Raw genomic sequence first — 23,496 nt, 5'->3', positions numbered from 1 at the left:
ACTCTGATGGAAAATGACGCTATAGACAGTCAAATCGACGCCTTCGATGCCCGCATCATCGCTGCGCTGGTGGAAGACGGGCGCATGTCCGTCACAGATCTCGCGGCGCGGGTGGGCCTGTCGCGCAGCCCGTGCCAGGCGCGGCTGAAGCGGCTGATGGACGAAGGCTATATCCGTGGCTTTCGCGCCGTGCTCGATCCTGTGAAGCTCCGGCTGGAGCACATCGCCTTCACCGAGGTGAAGCTCTCCGAGACCACGGAGAAGGCGCTGTCCGCCTTCAACGCGGCGGTGCTCAGGATCAAGGAGGTGGAAGCCTGCCACATGATCGCGGGCTCGTTCGACTACCTGCTGAAGGTGCGCACCCGCGACATACGCCGCTACCGCGCGGTGCTGGGGGAGAAGATCTCCGCCTTGCCCCATGTGGCCAGCACCTCCACCTACGTGGTCATGGAGCCGGTGAAGGACGACGGGGCGTGAACTGCGACAATCGTGAACCTTGACCCTTCGTCGCCCTTTACAACTGGATGATCCAACCTCACTCTCTCTGCAAAACATAAGAGGCCCCCCGCGGCCTCCAGGGAGTGACATATGGCCACTGTTCTTGATCGGCCGGCACAAGCCGGGCCGGCGGCGCCCGTTGTCCGCGCCATTAGCTTTGCCGACGTGAAGGCGGCCCTTCTCGCAGGGGTCGAGGATTTCAATCGCGCACCCGTCATCGGCGCCCTTCTGGGCGCGGTCTACGCTTTCGGCGGCATTTTCCTCGTGTCGTGCGTGTTCGCGCTGGATCTCAGCTACCTCGCCTATCCGCTGCTGGCCGGCTCGGTGCTCATCGGCCCGTTCGTGGCGGCGGGGATCTATGGCGTGAGCCGGGAAATCGAGGAGGGGCGCCAGCCGACGCTTCAGGGGGTGATGTCCACCATCTTCGACCAGCGCCAGCGGGAACTGGGCTGGATGGCCTTCGTCACCATCTTCGCCTTCATCATCTGGATGTATCAGGTGCGCCTGTTGCTGGCGCTATTCCTCGGCTATTCCTCGTTCGGGACCTTGAGCGAGTTCCTGCACGTGGTGTTCACCACCCCGGACGGCCTGACCTTCCTCGCGGTGGGCCACCTCGTGGGCGCGGCGCTGGCGCTGGGCCTGTTCTCCATCACCGTTGTGTCGTTTCCGCTGCTGATGGATCGCGACATCGACGTGGTCACCGCCATGATCACCAGCGTCCAGGCGGTGATCGCGAGCCCCGGGCCGATGATCGCCTGGGGCCTGATCGTGGTGGCGCTGCTCGCCGCGGGCTCGGTGCCCTGCTTCCTCGGGCTCATCGTGGTGCTGCCGGTGCTCGGCCACGCCACCTGGCACCTCTACCGCAAGGCCATCGTTCCCGCCGCCTAGCGCGCACCCGCCGGCCGCATTGCAGCCGGCGGGAAAACTGCAGGCTCCGGATCGCGGACGGCGTCAGCGCTCCTGCGGTCCCGCCGGGTGGATTGCTACGTCTGGCCGGCTGGCATCAGAGTGACACGATGGAGAGCGGCGCGATCTGGCCGACTTTCGCCACGACCGCCACTGCCGCGATGGTTCAGGCCCTCGGCTTCTCCGATGGGCCGGGCACCTTCGCCTTGCGACGGCCGGTCGGCGTGCCCTTCGACACACCCTTGGCGCCCTCGCTCGCAAGACCCTTCGCGGCCCGCTTTGTCGGTCCCTTGGTCAGCCCCTTGACCTGAGTCTTGGCTTGAATCTTGGCTTGAGTCTTGGCCGGTGCGGCCTTGCGCACCGCCGCGCCCTTCTTCACCACCGGCACTTTTTTCGCCGCCAACGCCTTCCTCGGCGGCACGCCAGCAGCCTTTACGGGCAGCTCCGGCTTTTTGACGGCGGCGACCTTGCGGACCAGACCTTCGGGGACCAGATCGCCTGCGACCGGGCCATCTGCGACCTTCGCCGGCGCGCCCTTAAACCCCGCCTTGGCCCCATCGTGGCCCGCCTCCGTAGCGGCGGGCGGCGCATCCGACACCGGCGGAAGGGCCGTCGACTCCCCCTTCCGGGCCGCCTTGCCGCCCTTGCCCTTCGCAGCCTTCTTCGCGGTGGCTTCGGACTCATGGCCGGGCTCGGCTCCGGCGGGGACCTCCCCCACCAGCTCACCCCCGTCCATCCCGGCCCGGGCCCGGGCCGCCTTCTCTGACTTGGCCTTCACGCCCTTGGCCAGATTGGCCTTTTCCGCCTTGACCTTGGCCGGACGTGTCTTGTCCGGCTTGCCCTTCTCCAGCTTGATTTTCTCCGGCTTGCCCTTGCCGGTGGCCTGGAACGCGGGCGCAGCGATCTCGTCCGCGTCGTCGGCGGGTTGCGCAACCAGATCAGGCCGGGCCTTGTCCGGCTTGCCCTTGGCGGCCTTCATCTTGGCTGGCTTGCCCTTGGCCTGCCGGTCCGCGTCGGGCAGCTCGTCCCCAGCCGGGGCGGCGCCTGGCTTTTCCTTCGACGCCTTGGCCTGCTGGGCTTCGAGGCGTTCGGCCTCCCACCGGCGGGCCATGATCTCGCCGAAGCTGCGGATCAGCTCGGAAAGGTCCTCCTCCTGAACAGCCGCGGCGGCGCTGTCGATGGAGAACCAGAACCCGTAGCGCTGGAACCGCTCCGGCCATTTCTGCAGCAGCCGCTTGACCTTGAAGGGGAACACCAGCACGTCGCACAGCACCGAGCGCGTGCCGAGCCGCTTCTCGTAGGTGTACATGCCCAGCGGCTCGCGCGAGATCACGCCTACCAGTCCGGCTTCCTCATAGGCTTCGCGCGCGGCCGCCTTGGGCGGGGACAGGCCCTTCATGGGCCAGCCCTTGGGGATGACCCAGCGCCGGGTCTCGCGGGAGGTGATGAGGCGGATCTGCACTTCGCCGTCGCGCCGGACCCGATACGGCAGCGCCGCATACTGCACCCGCCGGCCGGATGGACCGCCGGTGGCGACCGGAAGCTCTGGCCATACCGGGGAAGGCGACATGGGCGGTCCTGCGGCAGACCCAAAGGCAGGTCGAGGGGAATGTGCGACGCGCGACCCGATTCGTCGCGCGCGCATCCGAATCAGTCACCTATTCTGATCTATCATAGCGCCGGGTGCGGGCAAGCTCCCCCCTTCCGGAGGCGGCCCCGCGACGCACCCGCACCGCCTTCCCCCACCCCAAACCGTTGCGGATCCGAGGCCGACCGATGGGCGATGGCCCGACATCGGCGCGAGGCTACATGGGCGCGAGGCTACGGGGGCGCGCGCTACGGGGGCTCGAAACTACATGGGCTCGATCTCGTAGACCATCACGGTGCGGGCGCGCACCTCGATCTCACCCGCCTCCACCGGCACCGCCATGCGGCCGGCATCGGCCTTCATCATCATGGGAGCCGCCGGCATGGGAAAACCGCCCTGGGTCTCGGGCTGGATCGAGGTGATGCGGGTAAGCCGGACGCCGGCGGCGGCGGCGATCAGCTTCGCCTGCTCCATGGCATCCTTCACCGCGGCGGCGCGCGCCTCGCGATCGAGCTGACCGGGCTCGGCGAGGGCGAAGGCGAGCCCCGAGGCCTGGTTGGCGCCGGACTGCACCACCTTGTCAAGCAGCGGGCCGAGCTTGGCGAGGTCGCGCACGGTGATGCGCACGGAATTGCGCACTTCGAAGCCGATCAGCTTGGGCGCCTCGCGGGAGCCCTGCTGGGGCATGGAATATTGCGGCTGGACGGAGAAGTTCGCGGTGGCGATGTCGCGCGATTCGATGCCGGCGGCCTTGAGCGCGGCGATCACGTCGCTCACCGCCTTGGAATTGGCGGCGAGGGCATCATCGGCGGTCTTGGCGGTGGTCAGGGTGCCGGTGGTGAGCACGGCCATGTCGGGGGGCGCGGAGACGCGGGCCTCGCCCACCACGGTGAGCGTCGCCGCCGCCGCGGCGGGTCCGCCCGCGAGCAGGAAGGCCGCCATGGCCGCCATCACGGCGCCTGCGGCAGCGCGGCGCGGGGCGCGGAGGGCGGACGCCGGACCGGACGAAGCAAGACGCATGGTTGTTTCCCTCGGGTTGTTTCTGGCTCGGACCCGCCTGAGCCTTCGGCGGGAGACGACGCTGCGAAGGCGGCGCCAATGGGGCAGTCCGCGCCGCGCCCCCCGCCATCCACGCGTTTTGCGACCGCCCGACCCCGCCGCACGCGGTCTCCTGTTGTTCGCCGACGACGGGATTGCTAGACGAGAAGCGCAACCGGCGGCGGCCCCGTGCCGCCCCTGCCGGGGGCCTGTAGCTCAATGGTTAGAGCTGACCGCTCATAACGGTCTGGTTGCAGGTTCGAGTCCTGCCGGGCCCACCATTTTAAACGCCGCCGAGGTTCGGTGCAGTTCGCCGGGGTTCGGGAAAATCAGACGATACCAGGCAGTTGGAGCCGTCAAGCCGTCGCCTGAGTTCGCTCGGGTTCGTTGGCATCCGGGAAATTTGTTGGTAGTTTTGGGGGATCGGTTTGCCCTACCCTTTTTGAGATACCAACATGCCCCTCACCGACACTGCCGCCAGAAGTGCGAAGGGGCGCGATAAGCCGTACAAGCTCGCGGACGGTGGCGGCCTGTATCTACTCGTGAACCCCGATGGGGCACGCTACTGGCGCCTCAATTATCGCTTTGCTGGAAAGCAGAAGACGCTCGCTCTGGGCACCTATCCCATCACGTCGCTCGCCGACGCCAGGAAGAGCCGCGAGACTGCAAAGGAGCAGTTGGCAGCGCGGATCGATCCCAGCGAGGCACGAAGGGCCGAAAAGCGGGCAGCTCGCCTTCACTCCAGCCGGATATTCGAGGTCGTCGCGCAGGAGTGGTTCGCCGCGAAGCTGCCGGGATGGGTTCCCTCATACTCAGATCGGCTCTTGAGCCGGCTGGAGGCCGACATCTATCCTACCTTGGGACATCGCCCAATCGCCGATATCGAGCCGCCAGAACTCCTTGAGGTCATTCGCAAGGTAGAGGCTCGCGGCGCCATCGAGCTTGCCAAGCGCGAGATGCAGGTGGTCGGCCAGATCTTCCGGTTCGCCATCGCGACCGGCCGGGCCAAACGGGACCCCACGCAGGACCTGCGCGGCGCTCTGAAATCGCCGGGCAGGCAGAAGCACCATCGCGCCCTGCCCCGCGAGGATCTGCCGGACTTCCTCAAGGCCCTGGACGCCTACGACGGCGAGCACATGACGAAGCTCGCCCTGAAGCTGATGGTCCTCACGTTCGTACGCACCACCGAGCTACGCGCCGCGCGCTGGCCCGAGTTCGAAGGGCTGGACGGCCCCGAGCCGCTGTGGCGCATCCCGCCCGAACGCATGAAAATGAGGTTCGAGCACCTCGTGCCACTTTCGCAGCAGGCCGTCGCCGTGCTGCAGGAACTTCGCCCCCTCGCTGGACGCAGCCCTCAGCTTTTCCCCTCCCCCGGCAAGGAGGGTTTCATGTCGAACAACACCATGCTCTTCGCCATGTACCGCATGGGCTACCACGGCCGCGCGACAGTCCACGGCTTTCGCGGCGTGGCGTCCACCTGGCTGAACGAGGCTGGCTACCATCCGGATTGGATCGAGAGGCAGCTCGCGCATGACGAACGCAACGAGGTCCGCGGCGCCTATAACAGCGCCCAATACCTCACGGGACGCCGACAGATGATGTGCGACTGGGCGGATTTCCTGGATAGCCTGAGGCGAGGCGCTTCCAATACAGGGGCGTAGATCGCTCGAACTTCCCGATGTGTGGGCAGGCGAACCCTTGCGGGCGCCCACGAACCTCGGCAGACTACCATGAACAAAAGTGGAACCTAGAGACGAGAGCGCACCGATGTCCTTCAAGGAGAAGTGGTGGCCAACGGCATACAGCCTGGGCATTTCTCGGGATGCGTGGGAGCGCATCGCCACTTCGGAAAGGGCTGACGCAACCCCGCGTCTCCCCCTGGCTTCTGTAGGATGGAAACCGCAATGCACGCTTCATGATGACATTTGGAAAAGAATTGCAGACACGCTGCATCCTCATGCTCACGATCAGGAAGCAATAAACGCGCCACAGTTTGTGCAGGCGGTTCCGCAAAAGGCTTGGCAGAAGGAAATATTCTTCAACACCGTTGGGATGACCGTACGCGACCGCGTCGCAGAACTCCTCGAATGGTTTGAACTTGAAAGGGGATCTTCGGTTGACATTAAGAAATTCAGGAAATCTTTAAAAGACCGGCTTTCGGCCATTCACGGGTTGCTAGACGTCCTCCCGCCATCCGGTGGCGAAGGAACCTTCTTTGTTCGGGACCAATTCACAGTCGCAGACGACGCTCTGAAGGAGATTTGGGCCAACAAGGTTGGTAACGACCCGCTGCGCCTGTCCTTGGCGATCCATGCTGAGGCCGTATCGCGCGCTCTCGACCGACTGCCCGCGAGACGTCCTCCAGAAGCCGCTATCGACAATCTGGTTTTTGGCCTTGCACGCATTTGGACTGATGTAACCGGCTCCCCGCCGCTGGGTAGTGTGCGCATGGATGGGAAATCCTCTTTCGAGGGCGGTCCATTTGCTGATTTTGTGCGGGCCGTCGTGGCAGAGCTACCGTTGCCGCACCCCTCTCTGGACCGCCCCATTCGCGCGGCTCGGGAGGCTTACGGACGCAATAAGATAAAATCCATAGAAAATCGCCCATAATTCATCTTACGTTTAAGATGAAATAAGCTCCAAAATCGGGCCATATTCTTCTTACGACAGATGAGCGTGAATTGCTCATCCTCGCTTCATCAACCGGGCGCATCCGCTCGGGTTCAGATGAGCGAGGACACTGATGGCTCACGCCGCCCTTCTCAACTCCACTGCCCCCGCCCCCATCGTTTCCACCACGCCCGAGCCGGCGGCCTTCGACACCGCCAGTGCGGCCCGCTACCTCGGCATTGGCAAGACGACGCTGTTCGCGGAAATTAAGGCTGGCCGCCTCCCGGCGAGGAAGGCGGGAAACCGCACGCTGATCGTGCGCACCGACGCCGACGCCTGGCTCGCCAAACTCCCTGTCCGTGCTGCCTGAAACGACAACACCCGACGCTCTGGTCAGCGCCGGGTGCGGATTGTCGCGTCGAAACCACCCCTTCCGAGAGCGATTTCCATGACCAAATCCATACCTCAGGCCCGCCGTGCGGGCAAGCGTCCGCCGCCCACCAGCAGCGCGAAGCCCGCGTCTTCGATCCTCCCGAACACCCTTCACCTCGCGGCCCATCGGCTCGCGTCCGCCCTCGGCGTTCCCTTCAGCGTCGCTCTTGTCCACGCCGAGGCCGCCGGCCTTGGTCGCGAGGTGCAGTGATGGCAGCGCGCATCTCCAACCCCGGTCGCGTTCGTCGCGTTGTCACCCCCCATCCGGGTGGGTGGATCCAGATCAAGGAAGAGCGCCAGCACCGCTACCGCATCTATGTGATCCCCGACAGCCTCACGCATTTCCAGTGCCTTGTGGTGGACCACGAGCGAGATAGCGGTGGCTGGCTGGAAGATGAGCACGCGAGCTTCGGCGGGGCGTTGACGACGGCGCTGCGTATCAACCGCGATCCCCAGCACCAGGCTTTCGGCGCTCCGATCATCACCGAGATGGGCGACGGAGGCGCCGCATGAGCCGCGTCGTCAGCTTCCCCCCTTCGGCGATCCTTTCACGGGAACACGCCAGCGCCGAGACGACCTTCGCCGTCGAACATGATGGCGGCCCGTGGTGGGTGGTGCAGCGCCTCGCCAGCAACGGCTGGCTGATCCGCCGCATCTCCTGCGCGACCGAGCGCGAGGCCCGCGCGCTGGCGCAGCGCCTGGGCTCCGGCGAAGAGCCGGTGCCGGACGCCGAGCTGCAGGGCGCTTCCCACGACACCACGGACGATTGGGGATGAACATGACGCCTCTCGACCTGGCTCTCGACTATGCCCGGCGCGGGTGGAAGGTGTTCCCCTGCAACCCCTCGCCCGAGCGCGGCATTTCCAAGCGCCCCCTCATCTCCGCCGGCTTCAAGGCCGCAAGCCGGGACGCCGCCCAGCTCCGCGCTTGGTGGACGCAATGGCCTGACGCCCTGATCGGCGTGCCCATGGGACGCGAGAATGAAGTTTGGGCCATCGACCCCGACGTGGCGAAGGAACCGGGCGACGCGGACGGCCTCAAGGCATGGGAGAACATCGCGCGCCAGCATCCGCCGATCCGTACCCATGCCCACCTCACGCCCAGCGGCGGCAAGCACCTGCTGTTCCGCTGGCGCGAAGACCGGCCGGTGACGAACACGGAACGCGGCCTGCGGGCGCGCGGCATCCACGGCATCAACGTGCGCGGCGAAGGCGGCTATGTCATCGCCGCCGGCTCCCGGCTGACAGACGGCCGCAGCTACGAAATCGAAGATCCGATGGATTTCTTCCATTTCGCCGAGGCTGGGGACTGGCTCTATGAACTGTTGACCGAGCCAGCGCCCGAAGCGCGGCAGAGCCCCAAAATCGTGGACTTCGCTTCCCGCCAGGCCCCGCCGGATCGCTACGTGCAGACGGCCATTGCCGGCGAGTGCTGGGCGGTGGCGCAGAGCGGGCGCGGCGAGCGCAACAACCGGCTCAACACGGCCGCATTCAGCCTCGGGCAGCTGGTGGGCGCCGGCATGGTGGATGAAGACACGGCGCGCGGCTCGCTCATGAGCGCGGCGGCATCCTGTGGCCTCATCGCCGACGATGGCGAGCGCGCGACGTGCGCCACCATCGACAGCGGGATCGCGGCCGGACGGCTGAAGCCCCGCGAGGTTCCGGACAGGCAGCAGGAGATGCGGGCCACCGGCACTGACGGGGGAGTTCCTGCCCAGCCCGAGGCCCCCCGCCGGCGCATCTCTGCGACGCCCTGGCAATGGGTCGATCCGAAGACCATCCCGCCGCGGCGCTGGATCTACGACAAGCACTATGTCCGCCGCTTCGTGACCGGAACCGTAGCCCCGGGCGGCGTCGGCAAGTCCTCGCTCATCATCGCGGAGGCACTGGCCATCTCCACGGGGCGGCCCCTGCTGGACGTGCTGGTGCAGGAGCAGACGAACGTCTGGTACTGGAACGGCGAGGATCCGAAGGAAGAGCTGGACCGGCGGCTGGCTGGCGCCTGCCTGCATTATGGGATCGAGCCCGCCGATATCGAGAACCGGCTGTTCATCGACAGCGGACGCGAGGTGCCTATCGTCATCGCGGAGAAGGTGGGCGAGCGCGTCGTCGTCGCCCGGCCGATGGTGGAGGAGGTCGAAGAGGCCATTCGTGGCAACGACATCGGCACCTTCATCGTCGATCCGTTCGTGTCGTCCCACAGCGTGGGCGAGAACGACAACGGCGCGGTGGACCGGGTGGCGAAGGAATGGGCCCGCATCGCCGAGCGGTGCAACTGCGCAATCGAGCTGGTCCACCATGTCCGCAAGGCCATGGGCGAACACACCTACACGGTGGAGGACGCCCGCGGCGCATCGGCGCTCATCGGCGCCGTGCGCTCCGCCCGGGTGCTCAACGTCATGTCGCAGGACGACGCCGACCGGGCCGGGATCGAACCCGAGCACCGCCGGCTCCACTTCCGGGTAGACAACGGCAAGGCCAACATGTCCCCGCCGATGGAACGCGCGGTGTGGCGCCGGCTGGCCTCTGTCGGGCTCGGCAACGGCGAGGACTACGGCCTCATCTCCACCGAGGACTTCGTGGGCGTGGTCACGGCGTGGGAGATGCCGGACGCGCTCCAGAATGTCCGCGCCGAGCATATCGAGAAGGTCGTGGCGGCCGTGAAGGCGAACCCGGATTACCGGGTGGATGTGCAAGCGGGGAACTGGATCGGCCACGTCGTCGCCGACGTGTTGGGCCTCAACGTCGACGACAAGGCCGACAAGGAGAAGGTGAAGCGGGCGCTGGCCATGTGGTTCGCCTCCAAGGCCCTCGGCAAAGAGCGCCGGCCGGACGTCAAACGGATGATGCGCGAGTTCGTAGTGGTCGGTGCGGGGTGGGAATCATGACCTGCCCCACCTTGAAACGTGTGGTGTGGCAACGTGGGGCAAGTGGGGCAAAAAAGGCGCGCCTCGCCTGCCCCACCACACCCTCTATAGGAGGGTGGGGTGGTGTGGCGGGGCGCCCGAGGATCGATTTTCAGGGTGTGGCACTTTTGGTGCTCGCTGAAGCCGGAATTCCGACCTCGCCCGCCCCGCCTCGTCATGGGATTTCCCATATCGCCGGCAGCAGGAATTTCCGGCACGCCTCCCGCTACTCAGTTCACCAACTGCACCGGCAGCCGCATCGCGAACGCGAAGGTCTCGAACGCCAGTCTGGCGCGTCGCTCCAGATCGGGCGCGTCGGCCGCCTCCATCACGTCGATCAGCGGTTCGGTGTGCTCGGCGATGGACAGGGTGCGCAGGAAGCCCACCGCCTCATCTATCGAATTCAGGACGACGGTCGGCCGGATGGCGCGGACCTGCATCGGGCGGGTGTCGAGGCTCTGCATGGTTCGGTTCTCCTGCATGAACGGTCGCCCCCGTCATCGCGATCCTGGCGTCGAAACGCGTCCCCACTTTGGGGGGCATGTGACAATTCCGGGGAATGCGGCCGAGGTCGTCATTTGTCGTCACCACCGAGCAACATCCGTGCCGCGGCCTCTCCGTCCAATTTGGACCATTAGGAATTGGCCTGCGCCCTCTGCTCCCACCACCGTGAGGCCCTGATGGCGACGCTCGATATCGAGAAGCTGCGGAAGGTGCGCGGCCTGATGACCGGCGGCGCGACCGAGGGCGAGCGCGCCGCCGCCCGCTCCCGCGCCGAGGCCATCGCCAAGGCCGCCGGCATGTCGCTGGATGCGGCCCTCTCAAAGTTGGACGCGAAGCCCCAGCCCCGCAGCTTCTTCGACGGCTTCGACGATTGGATGGAGGCGAAGGAACCCGGATACAAGGCGCGGCAGGCTGCGAATCGGGCGGAGCGGGAAGCCCGCGATGCGCGGCGCCGTGCGGAAGTGCTGGCCGCCTACGGCTCGGAAGCGGCCCTGTTCGCCCGCACCGAGCGCGAAGCGCTGCTGGATGCAGCCATTGCGCCGCTCGCGACCTGGGGCCATTGGACCGGTGACGACGGTACGGTGCACCGCTTCGCGAAGACGCTCGACGGCCGGAGCGCCGATATTTGGAACGCGAAGGACATCTCACCTGCCATCCGCGAGGCCGTGGGCCGTGCCTATCCGTGGCCAGCGACGCTCACCGACGCCCTCGCCGAGGTGAAGGCGTGGGACAGCCTCGCGGCTGATCGCGGTCTCTTCTGCCGGCCTGGCGAATGGACCCACTACGCCGAGGTGCGGTGTCGCGTGGTGCTGCTGGAAGACGAATTGGAAACCGGGCGCCCCGCCGCGTCGTGGGATGACATGCAGGCGCGCTTCGATTGGAAGCGCTACGCCCATGAGCGCACATGGCGTGATCCCCAGAAGCGCGACGAGCCATTCCTTGAACGGCTGGAGGCCGACTTCGCCTTCCTCAGGGCGAATGCGCACCCTGTCCATTCTGGACACCCGCATATGCAGCCGGCGAGCCGCCGCACCACCGCCGACAAGCGCGCCGACGTGCTGTCCATGTTGGACACCCAGCCCGAGCTTTCCGACCGGGAGATTGCCCGCCGCACGGGCGTGTCACCGCAGACAGTCGGGAACCACAGGCGAGCCCCCAAGCCGGCCGCATAGGAGACCGAGCCATGCCCACCACCAAGACCTCGCTTTTCGCTGCCCTCCTGCGCACCGTCGCGGACTGGACCAGTGCCCAGCATGGGACGCCGAAGCAGTCGGCCCGCGCCGAGCGTCGGCGCCGTGCCAGGCAGCGGTTGAAAGCCCGCGCGGCGCTGGCAGACCTGTATCAGGCCGCCGGCGAGAGCCTCGGCGCTCAGGTCGATGCCCTGCGCCAGATGGTGGACGGGCTCAATACCGACCGCGAGCGGCTGCAGCAGCAGATCCATATTCATCACGAGTGCATGGAAAACCTCGGCCGGCGCAATACCTACCTGCTGGACCAATGCGCCACGTCGCAGCACGAGGCCGAACACTGGAAGCGCTTCGCGGAAGGAGAAAGGGCACAAGAAGCGGAAATTGCCCGGAAACTTCAATTAAATTGATGTTTCGACCGTTTGTGAACTTCAGTGAACTCCGGTGGACTCTCGGAAAATGTAATACATCAACAAATATCGTGAGACGCATTGTCATCATGCCTCGTGATCTGCGGTATTCTTCCTTGAATGGAGATGTGCAGATGATCGCGAGTTACCCTGAATTCATGACCATGCGTGGCCCTCAAGGGTTCACTGCGGCGATCAACGAAGCAGCGGCGCGGGAGAGCCTGTCGCTGAGCGAATTCGCCCGGCGCGCGATTCTGGAGCGCATCGAGCGCACCGGCGTGACGCCGCCGGCCGTGAAGCACACCGTGAAGCGGGAGGGCTGACCGATGTGGGACGTTCCTTCGTTCGCAATTCCTGTTCAGGTCAACCAGGGCGGCCAGATTGCATCCTATGCCGACAGGCTATTGGGCAGCTTCGACCAAGGCCGCGCCTCGCGCCGGGAACAGGACATCCTCACCGGTCGCAAGGCACTGGGCGAGGAAATGGCGGCACTTCCGCCGGGAACCCCGCCCAACAGCCAGTCGATGGCCGCCCGATTGCTCGGGAATGGCGACCTGGAGGGCGCCGGCACCTTCATGAAGCTCGGGCAGCAGGAGACGATGAACTCCTTCGAGCGGCAGAAGCTGGACATCATGCGCCAGCGGCTGGACAAGGACGGGCACCCGACCTACGGGCTCACGCCGCAATTCGGGGTGGACGCGCAAGGCAACCCCGTGATGCTGCAGTTGGGCAGCAACGGCACGGTACGGCAGGCACAGACGCCGCCGGGCGTCACCCTGTCCAACAAGCCCATCGTGAGCGATGCCGGCACGCACTTCGTCCTGACGGACCAGATCACCCACCAGCCCATCGCCACCATTCCGAAGAACGTGGCGGGCAAGGCGGCCGCCGGGGAAGTCGGGAAGGCGGCGGGCCAGGCACAAGCCCAGTTGCCTGGAGCCGAAGGGATGGCGGCTCAGATCAGCCAGCATATCGAGGATCTGGCGAAGGACCCCAAGTTGCCGGACATGCTCGGGCCGATGGCGTCCCGCATGCCGAACGTCTCGGCTGACGCGGCCCGTGTGCAGGCCAAGATGGATCAGCTTCGCGGTGGGGTGTTCCTCCAGGGTTATGGGATGCTGAAGGGTGGCGGCGCCATCACGGAGGTGGAAGGGCTGAAGGCCGAACAGGCGATGGCCCGCCTCAGCGCCGCGCAGAGTGTGGACGACTACAAGGCGGCGCTCGGCGAGTTCAAGGACGCGCTCACGACGGGCCTCGCCAAGCTCCGGGCGCAGGGGGAGATGGTGCCGGGTGCGGGCCAGAACTTCGGGGCTCCGGGTGGCGCTCAGGCGCCGGGCGCGTCTCCCTCCGGTGGCGGACAGGGTGGGCCCGCGCAGTCGGCTTCTATCCCTCCCGCGGCGGCAAGCCTCCTGCGTAGCAACCCCGGCCTCTCCGCGGACTTCGACCGCAAGTACGGCGCCGGCTCTGCCGCTCGCGTCCTTGGAGGGCAGTGATGCAGAACATCTTCGATCAGTTCAACGACCTCATTCCCCTCCCCGAAGCCGGGCCGAGCTACGCGACGCGCCTTCTCGGCCCGACGCCTCAACGCCCCGAACCGGTTCCGCCCCTTGCTCAGGCGCGGGCGGTCTTCTCCCGTGAGCTTCAGGACCCGGCGGTTTCCTCCCGCCTCGCCGCCGTGACGCAGGCGGAAGTCGGAGGACAGGGGCCGCAGGCACAGCAAGCCTTCATCGAGACCATCATGAACCGGGCAGCGTCGCGCGGGCAGACGTTGGCGCAGACGCTCACCGGCGGATACTTCCCGCCTGTCACCCACCAGCGTGCCGAGCGATACGCCTCTGACCCGTCCGTAAATGGCCGGTATTCGGGCATGATCGGAGACGCTCTCGGCGGATCGAACGTTGGCCAGTTCGCTACCGGAAACGCCTCGGGCACCGTCGGCTTCAATGGTGGGCCGCAGGTTTCGGCCTATGGGGGCGAGCGCTTCGGTATCGAGGGGCCAGATCGGGCATGGGTTCAGCGGATGCGCCAGGGCGATCCCATGGCCTATACGGCGCAACCGCCGAAGACGGCAGGAGTGCAGGCCATCGAGAGTGCAATTCGCCCCGTTCCCGGCGCTGATCCGATCCCGCCTCGCCCGCAGTTCGGCGGACAGGCCAGCCCCTGGCAGGATGGGGTAGTGCAGTCCATGCCGGCGCCCCCGGTGCAGCGGGCACAGCCGAATATCTTCGATCAGTTCGATTCCCCCGCCCCGTCGCAGGGAGCCGCGCCGAACATCTTCGATCAGTTCGATGAGCCCCAACAGGACGCCCAGCCCGCGCCGGCCGGCCCCTGGAACAACGCCACGGCCGGCCTCAACGACGCCATCTATTCGACCCTCGGCGCGCCGGTGGACGCCGCGACGTGGATCACCAACAAGGCCGTGCAGGGCATCAATGCGGTGACCGGCGCAGAGCTGCCTCAGGCGCGCACCAACCTTCCCGGCTCCAGCCGGTGGCTCGCCGGCGCCGGTGAAGCGGTGGGCGTGAATGATCCGAGCAAGGTGCAGGCCGCGACCATCCCGGATAAGCTGGCCCGCGCGGCCGGTGCCGGCGTTGGCGGCATGGTCGCGCCGGAAGCGGCGCTTGGCGCACTCAACCGGGCCGGCGTCGTCGGCAAAGGCGCCATGAACACGCTCGGCTCCATCTTCGGCCGCTCGGCCTCGGTGGGCGATGTCGCCACCAATGCGGCGGTGGGCGCGGCCGCCGGTGTCGGCGGACAGATGGCCGGCCAGGTGGTGCCCGAGCCGTGGAAGCCCCTTGCCGAGACGGCGGGCAACCTCGTGGGCGGCGCGGCTGGTGCCGGCGCCATCGCGGCGGGCCGGGGCGCTGCCCAGCTGCCGCAGGCGTGGCGCGACTTTCGCCTGTCCGATCCGGCGACGCAGGAGGCGGCGGCCGGCGCGCGGCTGCGCCAGGCGGCCACGGACCCGGCGGCGGTGCGCGATGCGCTGGACGCGGCTGCGGCCTCGAAGACGGTGGGCCTGCCCACCGAGCCCGGCGCCGTTCCGCGCAATCTGGTGGCGGGATCCGAACCCACCACGTTCCAGTTGACCGGAGACATGGGTCTTGGCGGCCTTGAGCGGGCCAGCGCCAGCCAGAACCCCGCCGAGTTCATGCAGCGCCGCGCCGACCAGAACGCGGCCCGCGTCGGGGCGCTGGAAGGCATCCAGCCCAAGGGGGCGCCGGAGCAGGTGGTGGGCGTGCTGCGCCAGAACCTCGCCGCGCTGGATGAAGCCACGGGGCATGCGCTCACCGGCGCCACGAACGCGGCGCGCGAGGCCGCGGGCCGGCTGGGCGGAGAGGGCGCGCCCGAGGCGTACGGCGCCGGCATCCGGCAGCAGATCATGGACGCCCGTGGCGCGGCGAAGGAGCGCGAGCGCGCCCTGTGGAAGGCCGTGGACCCCGGCAACGACCTGAACCTGCCGGCGACCGGCGTGCGCGACACGGCACGGACCATCGTGAAGGGGCTGGAGAAGTCGGCCGCGCCGCTGGCCGGCGAAGAGCGGGCCGCTATCGCAACAGCCCTGCGTTACCCTGATGTGGTGCCGTTCCGCGAGATGACGGCGCTCCGCAGCCGGGTTTCGGACGCCATGCGCCAGGAGATGGTGACGAACGGCCAGACCCGTGTATATGCTCGGCTGTCGCAGCTGCGCGGCGCCATCGAACGCGATATTGAAGGCGCGGTGGCGTCCAAGGCTGCAATGGAACAGCAGGCGGTGCAGGCCGGCGCGATGTCCGAAGAGGACACCATGGCGGCGCATATCCAGGGGTGGGCTGACAACTGGTATGACCGGCGATCCTCCGAAGCTCAAATGGGGCAGAGCTTTGCAGAAGGTGCTGGATCAGATGCCCGCGCCGGATCGACCGCTTTTTCTCCAGGATCTGGAGCGGCAGGGCAAGGCCGAGGGCGATCTGGACAAGCTCCGGGCGGTGAGAGAGTACAAAGCCCTGGCCTCTTCCCCGACAACCTCGCCCCCAACTTCGACGAAGGAGCCGCCGGCCGACTGAAGGCGGCATCCGCGGCGACAAAGCAGCGGGCGCAGACCTTCGACGCCGGGCGGGTGGGCGCCGTCACCCGGCGCTCGGGCGCATCCGGCCCGTTCCAGACGGAAGCCTCTGTCGTCCCCGGCCGCTTCTTCCTACCCGGCCCGCGCGGCTTCGAGGCCATGCAGGCGCTGCGCAATGCTGCGCCTGAGGCCCTGCCGCAGATCCGGGACTATGCCATCTCCACCCTGCGCAAGGCGGCGGAAAGCCCGCTTGACGGCACGCTGGACCCGGCCAAGGTGCAGGCGTGGCGCCAGAAGCATGCCGACGCGCTCCGGGCCATGCCCGAGGTGGACCGCATGCTGGCCGACCCGGTGCAGGCGTCCGAGACCATGGCCCGCCTCGCAGCCGAGCGGAAAGCCCAGCTTGACGCCTTCGAACAGGGCGCCGTCGCCCGCCTGCTGAGGGTGGAAGACCCGGCGGACGTGACGCGGACCATCGGCGGCATCTTCAGCCGGCAGGACGCCGTGCAGCAGATGGGCCGCCTTGCTCGTGAAACAGCCGGCAGCGAGGAAGCGCGGCAGGGCCTGCGCAAGGCCGTGGCCGACTACGTCAACCTGCGCTTCATCGGGAACACCGAGGGCGCAACCTCCGGCGCGGACATGATGCGCTCGGACGCCTTCCAGCAATTCCTGCGGCAGTCGGTGCCGGCGCTCAAGACGGTGCTGTCCGGCCCCGAGATCATGACGCTGCACGCCATCGCGGCCGACCTGAAGCGGTCCAACCGCTCGGTAGCGGCCGTGAAGCTGCCGGGCCAGTCCAACACGGTGCAGGACGCGCTGGCAGTGGGGCAGGCCGGAGGCGCGCAATCCTGGCTCTCGCGGCTGCTTTCGCCAGGCGCGCTCGCCAGCGCCGGTGCTGCGGCCGGCAGCATGGCCAGCGGCGGCCTCGGGGCTGCGGCAGGCGCCGGTGGTGGTGCCCACCTCGGCCGCGTCATCGAGGCCATGCGACAGGCCGGCCTCGCGAGCGTGGACGACATCGTGAAGGACGCGCTGTTGAACCCGGAGCGGGCGCGCGCGCTGCTGGCGAAGGTGCCTGACGCGCCGACGCGCGGGCAGGCGATCAGCCTTGCCCGGGTCTACATGCGGGCCGGGCTGCTGCCTGGATCGGACGGAGAGAACAAGGCGCCCCAGCCGCAGCGGGGTAGTGCTCCTCGCCCGCCGACGCGGCCAGCGGCCGGCTTTCTGCCGCCTCCCACGCCCGGCGGACTGGCCGGGCGCCTGCTGGGGGTGGGGCCGTGACCACGCCCCCACTTCGCAACGGCCGCCGCGAGCGGTTCGCCCAGCTCGTGGCCGAAGGGCGCACCGTGGCGGAAGCCTACACCGAGGCCGGCTTTCGTGAGAACCGCCAGAACGCCCATCGGCTGGCAAACGATCCGGACGTGCGCGCCCGGATCACCGGCCTTCAGAGAGGTGGCGCCATGCGCGCGGAAATCACCCTGGCAGACGTGACCGAGAACCTGAAGCGCATCGCGGAGGCAGCCGAGGAGGAAGGCGGAGCGCCTGGCCTCTCGGTGGCCCGCGCCGCATGGATGGACGTCGCGAAGCTAAACGGCCTCGTGGTGGACAAGAGCGAGAGCGTGAGCGTCACCCACACAATTACCGACAAGCCTATGTCCGAAGAGGAATGGGCAGCGGAATATGGGCCGGAAGGTGCTGGGGCCGGCTGAGGCGACAAGGAACTGGACCGCCGCATTCGCCAGCTCGCCGCGGCACTCGACCTCACGTTCGGCGAGGGCGAGGTGGTGCATTGAGGGGATGAGCTGGGCGACTGCGGTCCACCGTCCGGCTACCCGCCATGTGTGAAACCTGGGCCGCGGTAGGCGCCGCGCCGCAGCCGTAAGCTGCAACGAACTGGACCGGGCGATCATGATAGTTCGGAAAAACGTAATACTACCGCGTCCGGCGCCATGTCCATGAAACGTAGTTGGAAATAAGCTGCCGCAATATCAAATCATATGCGGATATTAGATATTTCATCAACAAAGCACCTATAGCTGACACAGGTTTCTTTGGGAATCGCCCCATTTAAACCTGACACCCTCTTCTGATAATGGTCCGAAAGGCGTCTGTGGGGCTTTGGAAATACTTTTCTCAGCTCCTTTTTGGCATCGATAGTTTCTGGATCTCCGGGCAAGTTTTCGGCTGAGAGGACCCATGACTCAGTGTGCTGCACGGGCAGGGCCATCGCGATTTTCCCCCTCTGCTCTGTCGTCGGAGAGAGGAAGTGTTCAAGTATAGATGTCAAAATAGATACGCGCTGTTTAGCATCCAAAATGGCAGATGGAACAGTAAATGAGTGATGTTGACTCGCCACCTCCAGGGCATCCCCGTCCAAGTGTAAAATAATTATGTCGCATGGTGCGTCATTCGAGAACAGCGGTGTGAAAAAGGTGTCCAATCTAGGTCCGGAATTACTTTGACACCAACCGACAACGCGCGCCCACCCTCCAGATGTCATATTGCCAGTGGAGTCGGGGGCGGGCTGAAGTTGCCGAAACTGAACGCGCTTGCCAAATCGGGAGGATACCTCATGGGTGATGAATGGCTTTAGCATGATGAAATCATGCGTGCCTTCGGCGACCAATCCAATATTTATCATTTAGAGCGCGCCCGGGATTCGATCGTTAAGCATCAGTTCAGAAAGGTTTCTCGCTCCATGCTTTAGAGTCCAATCCTCTTTGGTCATATCTTTCGGCGGCAAAAGCTTTCGGAATGTGGTCTGCCCGCCACCATTTGCCGAATTTTCGGAGCTGCGGCTGCAAACAAAGATGCATTGATGTGAATCGAAAATGTCAAAGCTATCTAGAGAAGATGGGTGGTGCGATGTCATGAAAGCCTGCTTCTTGTCTGAAGCTTCGGCCGATATTATCGCATCAATCAAATGCCGTGAAACTCGCCTAACCAGTTTTGGATTCAAGGTCCCATCAATATTATCGAGCGAAAATACTTGTGGCGTTAAATTGTGCGCTAAGAAAGTTGCGACAAATATTAGGTACAAAGTGCCCTCGCTCGCATCAAATGCACTAAGTAAATTGCGGCCCCCCTTCATAAATTTATCGCGAATATATAGAACCGTGCCCTCGGATCGGACCTGTGAGGGAACCACTTGAGGGTCAAAAGCCCCTGGGCGGATCATGTCTGCCCAGCCCGGTTCCCAAACTATTTTCATCAAATTTCTGAACTTTATCGGGTCGCGTCGCTCTGTCGTCGCCAACGCCGTAGCCAAGCCAGATCCCGTTAAGCCCAAGGGCTCTACGACCCGCTGGTCGATGGCCAAGCCACGCATGACAGCAGTTTGGGGTGCATAAATCGCAAACTTCGAAAACTCATCGAGCTCGGCGCGCAGTTCGGCCGAAATGCGCACTAAGGGCTCGATTACGCTCCAAACGCTTCTGGTGCTTGGCACGAGGCTTTTGTCGAAATTTGGCACGTCTTTAGCTACGGAATGGAGCCTTGTTCCATGACCGCTCCTCCCAAATACTTGAGCATCACCGTCATATAGGGCCTCAGTTGCGAACTCTAGGAACTGGCTATTAATGCCGGACCGAATGCTGCAATCATACCGGCCATGCTCAAAATGAGCCTCGAGACGAAAAGTCTTGGGAAGTTCATGATTTTTGAATGCAGATTTAAAAATGTGAGGAAGCGAAAGCCTGACGCCCTTAATATCGAGTGTGGTTGACTCTAAACCTGACGATAGGGCTGCAGATAAAACGCCAAGAGCTTCCAGCAAGTTCGATTTGCCAGAGCCATTTGGGCCAACAAGAAGGTTAACGCTCCCGAATTCGATCTCCTGTTCGTAGATCGACTTGAAACGCTCTATTCTCAGCTTTTTCAGCACATCCATACCTCGGTATATCTGGCATTCCTTAGCGGCGCTGCGATGCTGTGTCGAGATTTTTGGCGACGACCAACGCTAAGGTAGGGCAAAAGTTGCCTCCCCATGCTAGAGCGGCTTGTCCTTACCATGATCGTCTACGAGCGTCTTGGTGGCGCTAGCGAGCCCTGGCAGGTTCTGCCGCATTTTGCTGGCGCTCCCATTCCGCCCAAGGGTCATCTGGCTCAACCTCAGCGTGACGCAGGCCACTGGCCTTGTCGAGGGCAGCATCGAGTGCGTGGCGATCCCACCTTTTGGTGCCAGGGATCGGGCCAGGAACGATGCCCTGCCGGCACCAAGCCGCGAACCCGCTGGAAGTAAGGCCGCAGTATGCCGCGGCCTGCTGCTGCGTCAGGCAGCGCGGCTCGATGGTCGGACCAGAGGTGTCCTTGTCGCGGGCCATGGTGGTTTCGCTCGCCTGCCTACAGGATCGGGATGCGCTTGGGTTTCGGCTCCTCGCAAGGAATCGACAAGCGCTCATATGGAATGACCTCGGCCACGCCGTTCACCAGATCGATGCGGACGGCCATCCCTGTGCGCTTCGCGGCGGCAAAGACGCGGGCGAGGTCTGCCTGGGTGAAGCGAGCGGCACGGCGGCTCATGATTGCTTCTCCGCTCGGGTCTCAGGATCGGCGCTTAGTAGTCGGCGAGCGCTCTTTCAGCCCCCTCGCGATCATCAGGGCCGACGCCAGCGGAATGCTGTCGTCCACCGTCGAGGATGACCCATGCCGCTGCGTGCGTGAGCTTTCCCGCCGCGTCGCGCCTGGCTGGGCGGAGCCACAAGCGGGCGCCTTTGGTTGGACGCGGCATTGCTCCCTCATCTCCTCGATTGCGCGCAGGGTGGTGTAATCCTTGCCCGCAATACGCTCAACGGCAAGCCGGCCCCTCGCCGCCTCCCGGCGTAGGCCGCTCGCGCCCATGCTCCCATCCGGGAATGCGAGGGCAGCGGCGACGGTGAGCCGCAGGGGCATCGTGTCCGTGACTTCGTCCAGGCGTGGGATGCGCTTCGTCATGGTCGAACCTTTGGGATCACAGATGCTTCTTGAGCCTCACGCCAAGCCCCTCGCCGTTCTCCGCCACGAAGATGACGCCGGCGGTTTCGAGGACGTGCATCACGACCGCCGCGTCGCCCGAACCAGGGCGGCAATCGAGAGCAGCACGGCCGAGGCGGCAATCCCCGCCGTCACGACGCCGGCAGGCGTCCAGCGGGCCGTACCCTGCAGGGAGATGCTCTTGCCGACTTTCAGGTCCCACGTCGCCCTCATCTCCTCGGGGTGATAGGGCGTGGCCGGCGTCTGGCCGTCTGGCTCGTCCGTCATTTCCGATCCTTCAGGCGCACGCCCGGACCATTACCATTTTGCTCGATGAAGAGCACGCCGGCAGCTTCCAGGGCGGCACGGATGGCGGCCAAGTTTGCCTCGGTGATTGTCGGAACGCCATCAACACTTTCAGCCCTGCGGACTGTGGCTACACCAAGCTTGGAGCTTTCGGCGAGCGCGTCGGCGCTCCACCGGATGAGGCCTCTCGCGGCCCGGATTTGAGCGCCAGTGATCAATTTCCTATCTCCTGATTGACATTCGCTCAAATCATCCACATGATCTGTTTCATATCAGTTAACGCGTTTCCGATCAATGGAGCAAACCCAATGCCGAAGCCCACCGCGGCGGCAAACGCCGCCCCCTTGCCTGCCCCCAAAGTCCCGCACTACGCCGCCGCTCTTTCGTTCATGGCGCTGCGCAAGCCGCGAGGCAGCGGGATCGACCATTGGGTGGTGAGCCCGACCGGCCACTACGGCGCCGACCTGGAGACCGGAGAGCGCCTGGCGGACGAGTTCCTCGCATTCATCGGCGCGCATCCCACCGTGGGGCATTCGACGCTGCTGCCCTGCGTAATTCGCGACATGATCGACCATGCCGTAGCCGGGCAGAGGTGGAGCGGTGTGCACGCCGGCTTTGTCCGGGGCGTGAATCAATACGCCATGGCGGCGGCCCGGATCATCGCCTCTTCAAGCGCTGAGGAGGCAACCCATGCGTGAGCGCACCGCCACCCGCCGCTCCCTTCTCAAGGCCTCCGGAGCCCTCGGCACCGTCGCGGCCCTCGCGGTGCCGGTGGCCATCCTCCCGAAGGCGGAGGCCGGAGAACACCCCGACGCTGAGCTGCTGCGCCTGGGCGCTGAATTCGAGCGCGAGCACGTCACCCTCGCCAGCCTGAAAAATGAGGAAGACCGCCTCAACTCCGTCTTCGAGGCCGAGAAGGAGCGTCGCGGCACCAGAGGATGGGACGCCCTGACTGCGCTGCATGAGGAAGTCGGGGCCAAGGAAGCCGTCTCGCAAGCGAGCGATCAGTTCGACAAGCTGGATGCCATCACCAGCGTGATCCGGTCCATTCCGGCCCGGACCATCGCGGGCCTCGCGGTGAAGGTGCGTGCGACGGCCTACGATTGCCATTTCAGCCTGAGTTTCGACCTGCCGCCCGATCAGATCGATTGGCAGGAAGGCTGTTTCCTTCAGCTTGTCCGCGAGGTGGAGCGCATGGCGAAGGTGGCGGCCCATGTCTGAGCGCAGCCCCTCCCGCCGCACCTCTGCCGGCCGGCCTGCCCCGAAAGCCCGCGCCATCCCCTTCGAGCACCAGCCCGAACTGCGCGCCCTGATGATGTTCCCGACGCTGCCGGCCGGGCACATGACGTTTCCCGTCCCGGACGACGCCTTCTATCCGCACCTGCGGCGCGGCGAATTCGCGGTGGTGGACCTGGCCGACCATCAACCGGCCGAGGGCGAGCTGTTCCTGATGTCCTACACGTCTCCGAACACGGAATGCGGCTTCGTCTATCGCATCTGCCAGATGCGCGGCCGGAGAGAATTCCAGCGCCCGGACGGGTGCATGGTGCTCCGGCCGGAAGAGGGCGCGGTGCCGGTCGTGTGCTGGACCGCCTGCCACTGGATCCCGCCGGGCACGCGGGAGGGGTACGCCGCCGCGCTGCGCACGGGCTGTGTCGGCACCAGTGAAGGCCCCTTCACCACCGAGCACGCCGCCGAGAAACTGGTGGGGCGCATCGTGGGGGTGTGGGTGCCGGGGCGGCGAGAGGCGGCCTAACGGTCGCGTCCCACCCAATCCCGCCTGATCCCGGCAAATTCCGAAAGGTGCCAAACAGGGGCCAACGTCGCGATTTGCTGGTATTTTTGCTGGTATCTATAAAAAATCATCAAACATATGTATTTGATATTTAACAAGTATTTTTACTTATTGTCCGTCCTGCCGGGTACACCTTCCCGCTTCATCGGCGTAAGCTAACGTAATCTTCCAGAGTTTTTCATCATCATTTTTCAATGACTAATACCAACGGCCCTTATGAATGACCGATGTGCGCCCATTGGCTGCTGCCGATGGATGTGATGGTTTCTGGGTTTTCGGTGAGACTGCGCCAAGCCTCGCAGGCGGCATCGACGATGTCGGCGTAGGT

General features: G+C 65.4%; 27 protein-coding genes and 1 tRNA gene. 19 read left to right on the top strand and 9 right to left on the bottom strand.

The annotated features are described in order from the left end of the window. Window positions 1-6: 6 nt before the first annotated feature. Window positions 7-477, top strand: a complete 471-nt coding sequence (locus FBQ73_RS02635; protein WP_138397977.1) for an Lrp/AsnC family transcriptional regulator — start codon at window positions 7-9, stop codon at window positions 475-477. A gap of 111 nt (window positions 478-588) precedes the next feature. Next, window positions 589-1,386 (top strand): DUF2189 domain-containing protein, encoded by a 798-nt coding sequence (locus FBQ73_RS02630; protein ID WP_138397976.1) that lies wholly within the window; start codon window positions 589-591, stop codon window positions 1,384-1,386. Between the two features lie 184 nt (window positions 1,387-1,570). Here the strand turns inward: FBQ73_RS02630 and FBQ73_RS22885 are convergent, their stop codons facing one another. Further along, entirely contained in the window at window positions 1,571-2,974 is a 1,404-nt protein-coding gene (locus tag FBQ73_RS22885) for an NUDIX hydrolase (protein WP_210236647.1), read from the bottom strand. 282 nt (window positions 2,975-3,256) lie between these two features. Further along, complete coding sequence (locus FBQ73_RS02620; RefSeq protein WP_138397975.1) at window positions 3,257-4,012, bottom strand: SIMPL domain-containing protein; 756 nt, start codon at window positions 4,010-4,012, stop codon at window positions 3,257-3,259. A gap of 223 nt (window positions 4,013-4,235) precedes the next feature. Here FBQ73_RS02620 and FBQ73_RS02615 point away from each other — a divergent pair. The 8 genes from FBQ73_RS02615 to FBQ73_RS02580 all read left to right on the top strand — a co-directional run bounded on the left by FBQ73_RS02615 (window position 4,236) and on the right by FBQ73_RS02580 (window position 9,959). Further along, a tRNA-Ile gene (locus FBQ73_RS02615) sits at window positions 4,236-4,311 on the top strand. 174 nt (window positions 4,312-4,485) lie between these two features. Continuing rightward, the gene (locus FBQ73_RS02610) at window positions 4,486-5,691 is read left to right on the top strand and encodes a tyrosine-type recombinase/integrase (RefSeq protein WP_138397974.1); all 1,206 of its coding nucleotides are present in this window, start codon (window positions 4,486-4,488) and stop codon (window positions 5,689-5,691) included. A 106-nt stretch (window positions 5,692-5,797) separates the two neighbouring features. Continuing rightward, a complete protein-coding gene (locus FBQ73_RS02605; protein WP_138397973.1) occupies window positions 5,798-6,640 on the top strand; it encodes a hypothetical protein in 843 nt (280 codons plus the stop codon). 133 nt (window positions 6,641-6,773) lie between these two features. Then, the gene (locus FBQ73_RS02600; protein ID WP_138397972.1) at window positions 6,774-7,010 is read left to right on the top strand and encodes an excisionase family DNA-binding protein; all 237 of its coding nucleotides are present in this window, start codon (window positions 6,774-6,776) and stop codon (window positions 7,008-7,010) included. Between the two features lie 78 nt (window positions 7,011-7,088). After that, window positions 7,089-7,283 (top strand): hypothetical protein, encoded by a 195-nt coding sequence (locus FBQ73_RS02595; protein WP_138397971.1) that lies wholly within the window; start codon window positions 7,089-7,091, stop codon window positions 7,281-7,283. After that, entirely contained in the window at window positions 7,283-7,585 is a 303-nt protein-coding gene (locus FBQ73_RS02590; protein ID WP_138397970.1) for a hypothetical protein, read from the top strand. The genes FBQ73_RS02595 and FBQ73_RS02590 overlap by 1 nt, the downstream gene beginning before the upstream one ends. Then, the gene (locus FBQ73_RS02585; protein WP_138397969.1) at window positions 7,582-7,848 is read left to right on the top strand and encodes a hypothetical protein; all 267 of its coding nucleotides are present in this window, start codon (window positions 7,582-7,584) and stop codon (window positions 7,846-7,848) included. Before FBQ73_RS02590 ends, FBQ73_RS02585 begins: the two co-directional genes overlap by 4 nt. Window positions 7,849-7,850: 2 nt before the next feature. Continuing rightward, the gene (locus FBQ73_RS02580) at window positions 7,851-9,959 is read left to right on the top strand and encodes an AAA family ATPase (protein WP_170218724.1); all 2,109 of its coding nucleotides are present in this window, start codon (window positions 7,851-7,853) and stop codon (window positions 9,957-9,959) included. A 248-nt stretch (window positions 9,960-10,207) separates the two neighbouring features. Here FBQ73_RS02580 and FBQ73_RS02575 read toward each other — a convergent pair whose 3' ends face one another. Continuing rightward, window positions 10,208-10,441, bottom strand: coding sequence for a hypothetical protein (locus FBQ73_RS02575; RefSeq protein WP_246089523.1), 234 nt, complete (start codon window positions 10,439-10,441; stop codon window positions 10,208-10,210). 216 nt (window positions 10,442-10,657) lie between these two features. Between FBQ73_RS02575 and FBQ73_RS23045 the strand changes: the two genes are divergently transcribed. From FBQ73_RS23045 to FBQ73_RS02545, 6 genes are all read left to right on the top strand, one after another. Next, window positions 10,658-11,653 (top strand): winged helix-turn-helix domain-containing protein, encoded by a 996-nt coding sequence (locus tag FBQ73_RS23045; protein WP_246089522.1) that lies wholly within the window; start codon window positions 10,658-10,660, stop codon window positions 11,651-11,653. A gap of 11 nt (window positions 11,654-11,664) precedes the next feature. Beyond that, window positions 11,665-12,078, top strand: a complete 414-nt coding sequence (locus tag FBQ73_RS02565; RefSeq protein ID WP_138397966.1) for a hypothetical protein — start codon at window positions 11,665-11,667, stop codon at window positions 12,076-12,078. A 134-nt stretch (window positions 12,079-12,212) separates the two neighbouring features. Further along, on the top strand, window positions 12,213-12,401 hold the full coding sequence (locus tag FBQ73_RS02560) for a hypothetical protein (protein ID WP_138397965.1): 189 nt from the start codon (window positions 12,213-12,215) through the stop codon (window positions 12,399-12,401). A 3-nt stretch (window positions 12,402-12,404) separates the two neighbouring features. Then, window positions 12,405-13,571, top strand: coding sequence for a hypothetical protein (locus tag FBQ73_RS02555; RefSeq protein ID WP_138397964.1), 1,167 nt, complete (start codon window positions 12,405-12,407; stop codon window positions 13,569-13,571). Beyond that, the gene (locus FBQ73_RS02550; protein ID WP_138397963.1) at window positions 13,571-17,398 is read left to right on the top strand and encodes a hypothetical protein; all 3,828 of its coding nucleotides are present in this window, start codon (window positions 13,571-13,573) and stop codon (window positions 17,396-17,398) included. Before FBQ73_RS02555 ends, FBQ73_RS02550 begins: the two co-directional genes overlap by 1 nt. Continuing rightward, window positions 17,395-17,826 (top strand): terminase small subunit, encoded by a 432-nt coding sequence (locus FBQ73_RS02545; RefSeq protein ID WP_138397962.1) that lies wholly within the window; start codon window positions 17,395-17,397, stop codon window positions 17,824-17,826. The genes FBQ73_RS02550 and FBQ73_RS02545 overlap by 4 nt, the downstream gene beginning before the upstream one ends. Before the next feature lie 284 nt (window positions 17,827-18,110). On the opposite strand, the gene FBQ73_RS02540 is transcribed toward FBQ73_RS02545, so the two are convergent. The 6 genes from FBQ73_RS02540 to FBQ73_RS02505 all read right to left on the bottom strand — a co-directional run bounded on the left by FBQ73_RS02540 (window position 18,111) and on the right by FBQ73_RS02505 (window position 21,591). Next, on the bottom strand, window positions 18,111-18,758 hold the full coding sequence (locus tag FBQ73_RS02540; RefSeq protein WP_138397961.1) for a hypothetical protein: 648 nt from the start codon (window positions 18,756-18,758) through the stop codon (window positions 18,111-18,113). Then, window positions 18,759-20,006, bottom strand: a complete 1,248-nt coding sequence (locus tag FBQ73_RS02535) for an AAA family ATPase (protein WP_138397960.1) — start codon at window positions 20,004-20,006, stop codon at window positions 18,759-18,761. A gap of 452 nt (window positions 20,007-20,458) precedes the next feature. Next, window positions 20,459-20,638 carry a hypothetical protein gene (locus FBQ73_RS02525; RefSeq protein ID WP_138397959.1) on the bottom strand — a complete coding sequence of 60 codons (180 nt, stop codon included), beginning with the start codon at window positions 20,636-20,638 and terminating at the stop codon, window positions 20,459-20,461. 21 nt (window positions 20,639-20,659) lie between these two features. After that, window positions 20,660-21,049, bottom strand: coding sequence for an excisionase (locus FBQ73_RS23040; protein WP_246089521.1), 390 nt, complete (start codon window positions 21,047-21,049; stop codon window positions 20,660-20,662). A gap of 99 nt (window positions 21,050-21,148) precedes the next feature. Next, complete coding sequence (locus FBQ73_RS02510) at window positions 21,149-21,355, bottom strand: hypothetical protein (RefSeq protein ID WP_138397958.1); 207 nt, start codon at window positions 21,353-21,355, stop codon at window positions 21,149-21,151. Further along, window positions 21,352-21,591 carry a transcriptional regulator gene (locus FBQ73_RS02505; protein WP_138398051.1) on the bottom strand — a complete coding sequence of 80 codons (240 nt, stop codon included), beginning with the start codon at window positions 21,589-21,591 and terminating at the stop codon, window positions 21,352-21,354. Before FBQ73_RS02505 ends, FBQ73_RS02510 begins: the two co-directional genes overlap by 4 nt. A 90-nt stretch (window positions 21,592-21,681) precedes the next feature. Here FBQ73_RS02505 and FBQ73_RS02500 point away from each other — a divergent pair, with 90 nt between their 5' ends. Genes FBQ73_RS02500 through FBQ73_RS02490 form a run of 3 tightly spaced genes read left to right on the top strand, consistent with a single transcriptional unit; the run spans window position 21,682 to window position 23,129 of the window. Continuing rightward, a complete protein-coding gene (locus tag FBQ73_RS02500; protein ID WP_138397957.1) occupies window positions 21,682-22,071 on the top strand; it encodes a hypothetical protein in 390 nt (129 codons plus the stop codon). Then, window positions 22,064-22,594, top strand: coding sequence for a twin-arginine translocation signal domain-containing protein (locus FBQ73_RS02495; protein WP_138397956.1), 531 nt, complete (start codon window positions 22,064-22,066; stop codon window positions 22,592-22,594). Before FBQ73_RS02500 ends, FBQ73_RS02495 begins: the two co-directional genes overlap by 8 nt. After that, window positions 22,587-23,129, top strand: a complete 543-nt coding sequence (locus tag FBQ73_RS02490; RefSeq protein ID WP_138397955.1) for a hypothetical protein — start codon at window positions 22,587-22,589, stop codon at window positions 23,127-23,129. Before FBQ73_RS02495 ends, FBQ73_RS02490 begins: the two co-directional genes overlap by 8 nt. The last annotated feature ends 367 nt before the right edge of the window (window positions 23,130-23,496 follow it).

This window comes from Xanthobacter autotrophicus, assembly GCF_005871085.1.
GTDB lineage: Bacteria > Pseudomonadota > Alphaproteobacteria > Rhizobiales > Xanthobacteraceae > Xanthobacter > Xanthobacter autotrophicus.
This window is presented reverse-complemented; position numbering and strand designations above follow the sequence as displayed.

What these genes read in the sequence shown, in the direction of transcription:
- FBQ73_RS02590 (WP_138397970.1), top strand. Translation starts at nt 7,283, where the DNA reads ATGGCAGCGCGCATCTCCAACCCCGGTCGCGTTCGTCGCGTTGTCACC.
- FBQ73_RS02595 (WP_138397971.1), top strand. Translation starts at nt 7,089, where the DNA reads ATGACCAAATCCATACCTCAGGCCCGCCGTGCGGGCAAGCGTCCGCCG.
- FBQ73_RS02600 (WP_138397972.1), top strand. Translation starts at nt 6,774, where the DNA reads ATGGCTCACGCCGCCCTTCTCAACTCCACTGCCCCCGCCCCCATCGTT.
- FBQ73_RS02585 (WP_138397969.1), top strand. Translation starts at nt 7,582, where the DNA reads ATGAGCCGCGTCGTCAGCTTCCCCCCTTCGGCGATCCTTTCACGGGAA.
- FBQ73_RS02490 (WP_138397955.1), top strand. Translation starts at nt 22,587, where the DNA reads ATGTCTGAGCGCAGCCCCTCCCGCCGCACCTCTGCCGGCCGGCCTGCC.
- FBQ73_RS02605 (WP_138397973.1), top strand. Translation starts at nt 5,798, where the DNA reads ATGTCCTTCAAGGAGAAGTGGTGGCCAACGGCATACAGCCTGGGCATT.
- FBQ73_RS02620 (WP_138397975.1), bottom strand. Translation starts at nt 4,012, where the DNA reads ATGCGTCTTGCTTCGTCCGGTCCGGCGTCCGCCCTCCGCGCCCCGCGC.
- FBQ73_RS02510 (WP_138397958.1), bottom strand. Translation starts at nt 21,355, where the DNA reads ATGACGGACGAGCCAGACGGCCAGACGCCGGCCACGCCCTATCACCCC.
- FBQ73_RS02575 (WP_246089523.1), bottom strand. Translation starts at nt 10,441, where the DNA reads ATGCAGAGCCTCGACACCCGCCCGATGCAGGTCCGCGCCATCCGGCCG.
- FBQ73_RS02555 (WP_138397964.1), top strand. Translation starts at nt 12,405, where the DNA reads ATGTGGGACGTTCCTTCGTTCGCAATTCCTGTTCAGGTCAACCAGGGC.
- FBQ73_RS02535 (WP_138397960.1), bottom strand. Translation starts at nt 20,006, where the DNA reads ATGGATGTGCTGAAAAAGCTGAGAATAGAGCGTTTCAAGTCGATCTAC.
- FBQ73_RS02580 (WP_170218724.1), top strand. Translation starts at nt 7,851, where the DNA reads ATGACGCCTCTCGACCTGGCTCTCGACTATGCCCGGCGCGGGTGGAAG.
- FBQ73_RS22885 (WP_210236647.1), bottom strand. Translation starts at nt 2,974, where the DNA reads ATGTCGCCTTCCCCGGTATGGCCAGAGCTTCCGGTCGCCACCGGCGGT.
- FBQ73_RS02500 (WP_138397957.1), top strand. Translation starts at nt 21,682, where the DNA reads ATGCCGAAGCCCACCGCGGCGGCAAACGCCGCCCCCTTGCCTGCCCCC.
- FBQ73_RS23040 (WP_246089521.1), bottom strand. Translation starts at nt 21,049, where the DNA reads ATGACGAAGCGCATCCCACGCCTGGACGAAGTCACGGACACGATGCCC.
- FBQ73_RS23045 (WP_246089522.1), top strand. Translation starts at nt 10,658, where the DNA reads ATGGCGACGCTCGATATCGAGAAGCTGCGGAAGGTGCGCGGCCTGATG.
- FBQ73_RS02560 (WP_138397965.1), top strand. Translation starts at nt 12,213, where the DNA reads ATGATCGCGAGTTACCCTGAATTCATGACCATGCGTGGCCCTCAAGGG.
- FBQ73_RS02610 (WP_138397974.1), top strand. Translation starts at nt 4,486, where the DNA reads ATGCCCCTCACCGACACTGCCGCCAGAAGTGCGAAGGGGCGCGATAAG.
- FBQ73_RS02635 (WP_138397977.1), top strand. Translation starts at nt 7, where the DNA reads ATGGAAAATGACGCTATAGACAGTCAAATCGACGCCTTCGATGCCCGC.
- FBQ73_RS02550 (WP_138397963.1), top strand. Translation starts at nt 13,571, where the DNA reads ATGCAGAACATCTTCGATCAGTTCAACGACCTCATTCCCCTCCCCGAA.
- FBQ73_RS02495 (WP_138397956.1), top strand. Translation starts at nt 22,064, where the DNA reads ATGCGTGAGCGCACCGCCACCCGCCGCTCCCTTCTCAAGGCCTCCGGA.
- FBQ73_RS02630 (WP_138397976.1), top strand. Translation starts at nt 589, where the DNA reads ATGGCCACTGTTCTTGATCGGCCGGCACAAGCCGGGCCGGCGGCGCCC.
- FBQ73_RS02540 (WP_138397961.1), bottom strand. Translation starts at nt 18,758, where the DNA reads ATGATAAATATTGGATTGGTCGCCGAAGGCACGCATGATTTCATCATG.
- FBQ73_RS02565 (WP_138397966.1), top strand. Translation starts at nt 11,665, where the DNA reads ATGCCCACCACCAAGACCTCGCTTTTCGCTGCCCTCCTGCGCACCGTC.
- FBQ73_RS02525 (WP_138397959.1), bottom strand. Translation starts at nt 20,638, where the DNA reads ATGAGCCGCCGTGCCGCTCGCTTCACCCAGGCAGACCTCGCCCGCGTC.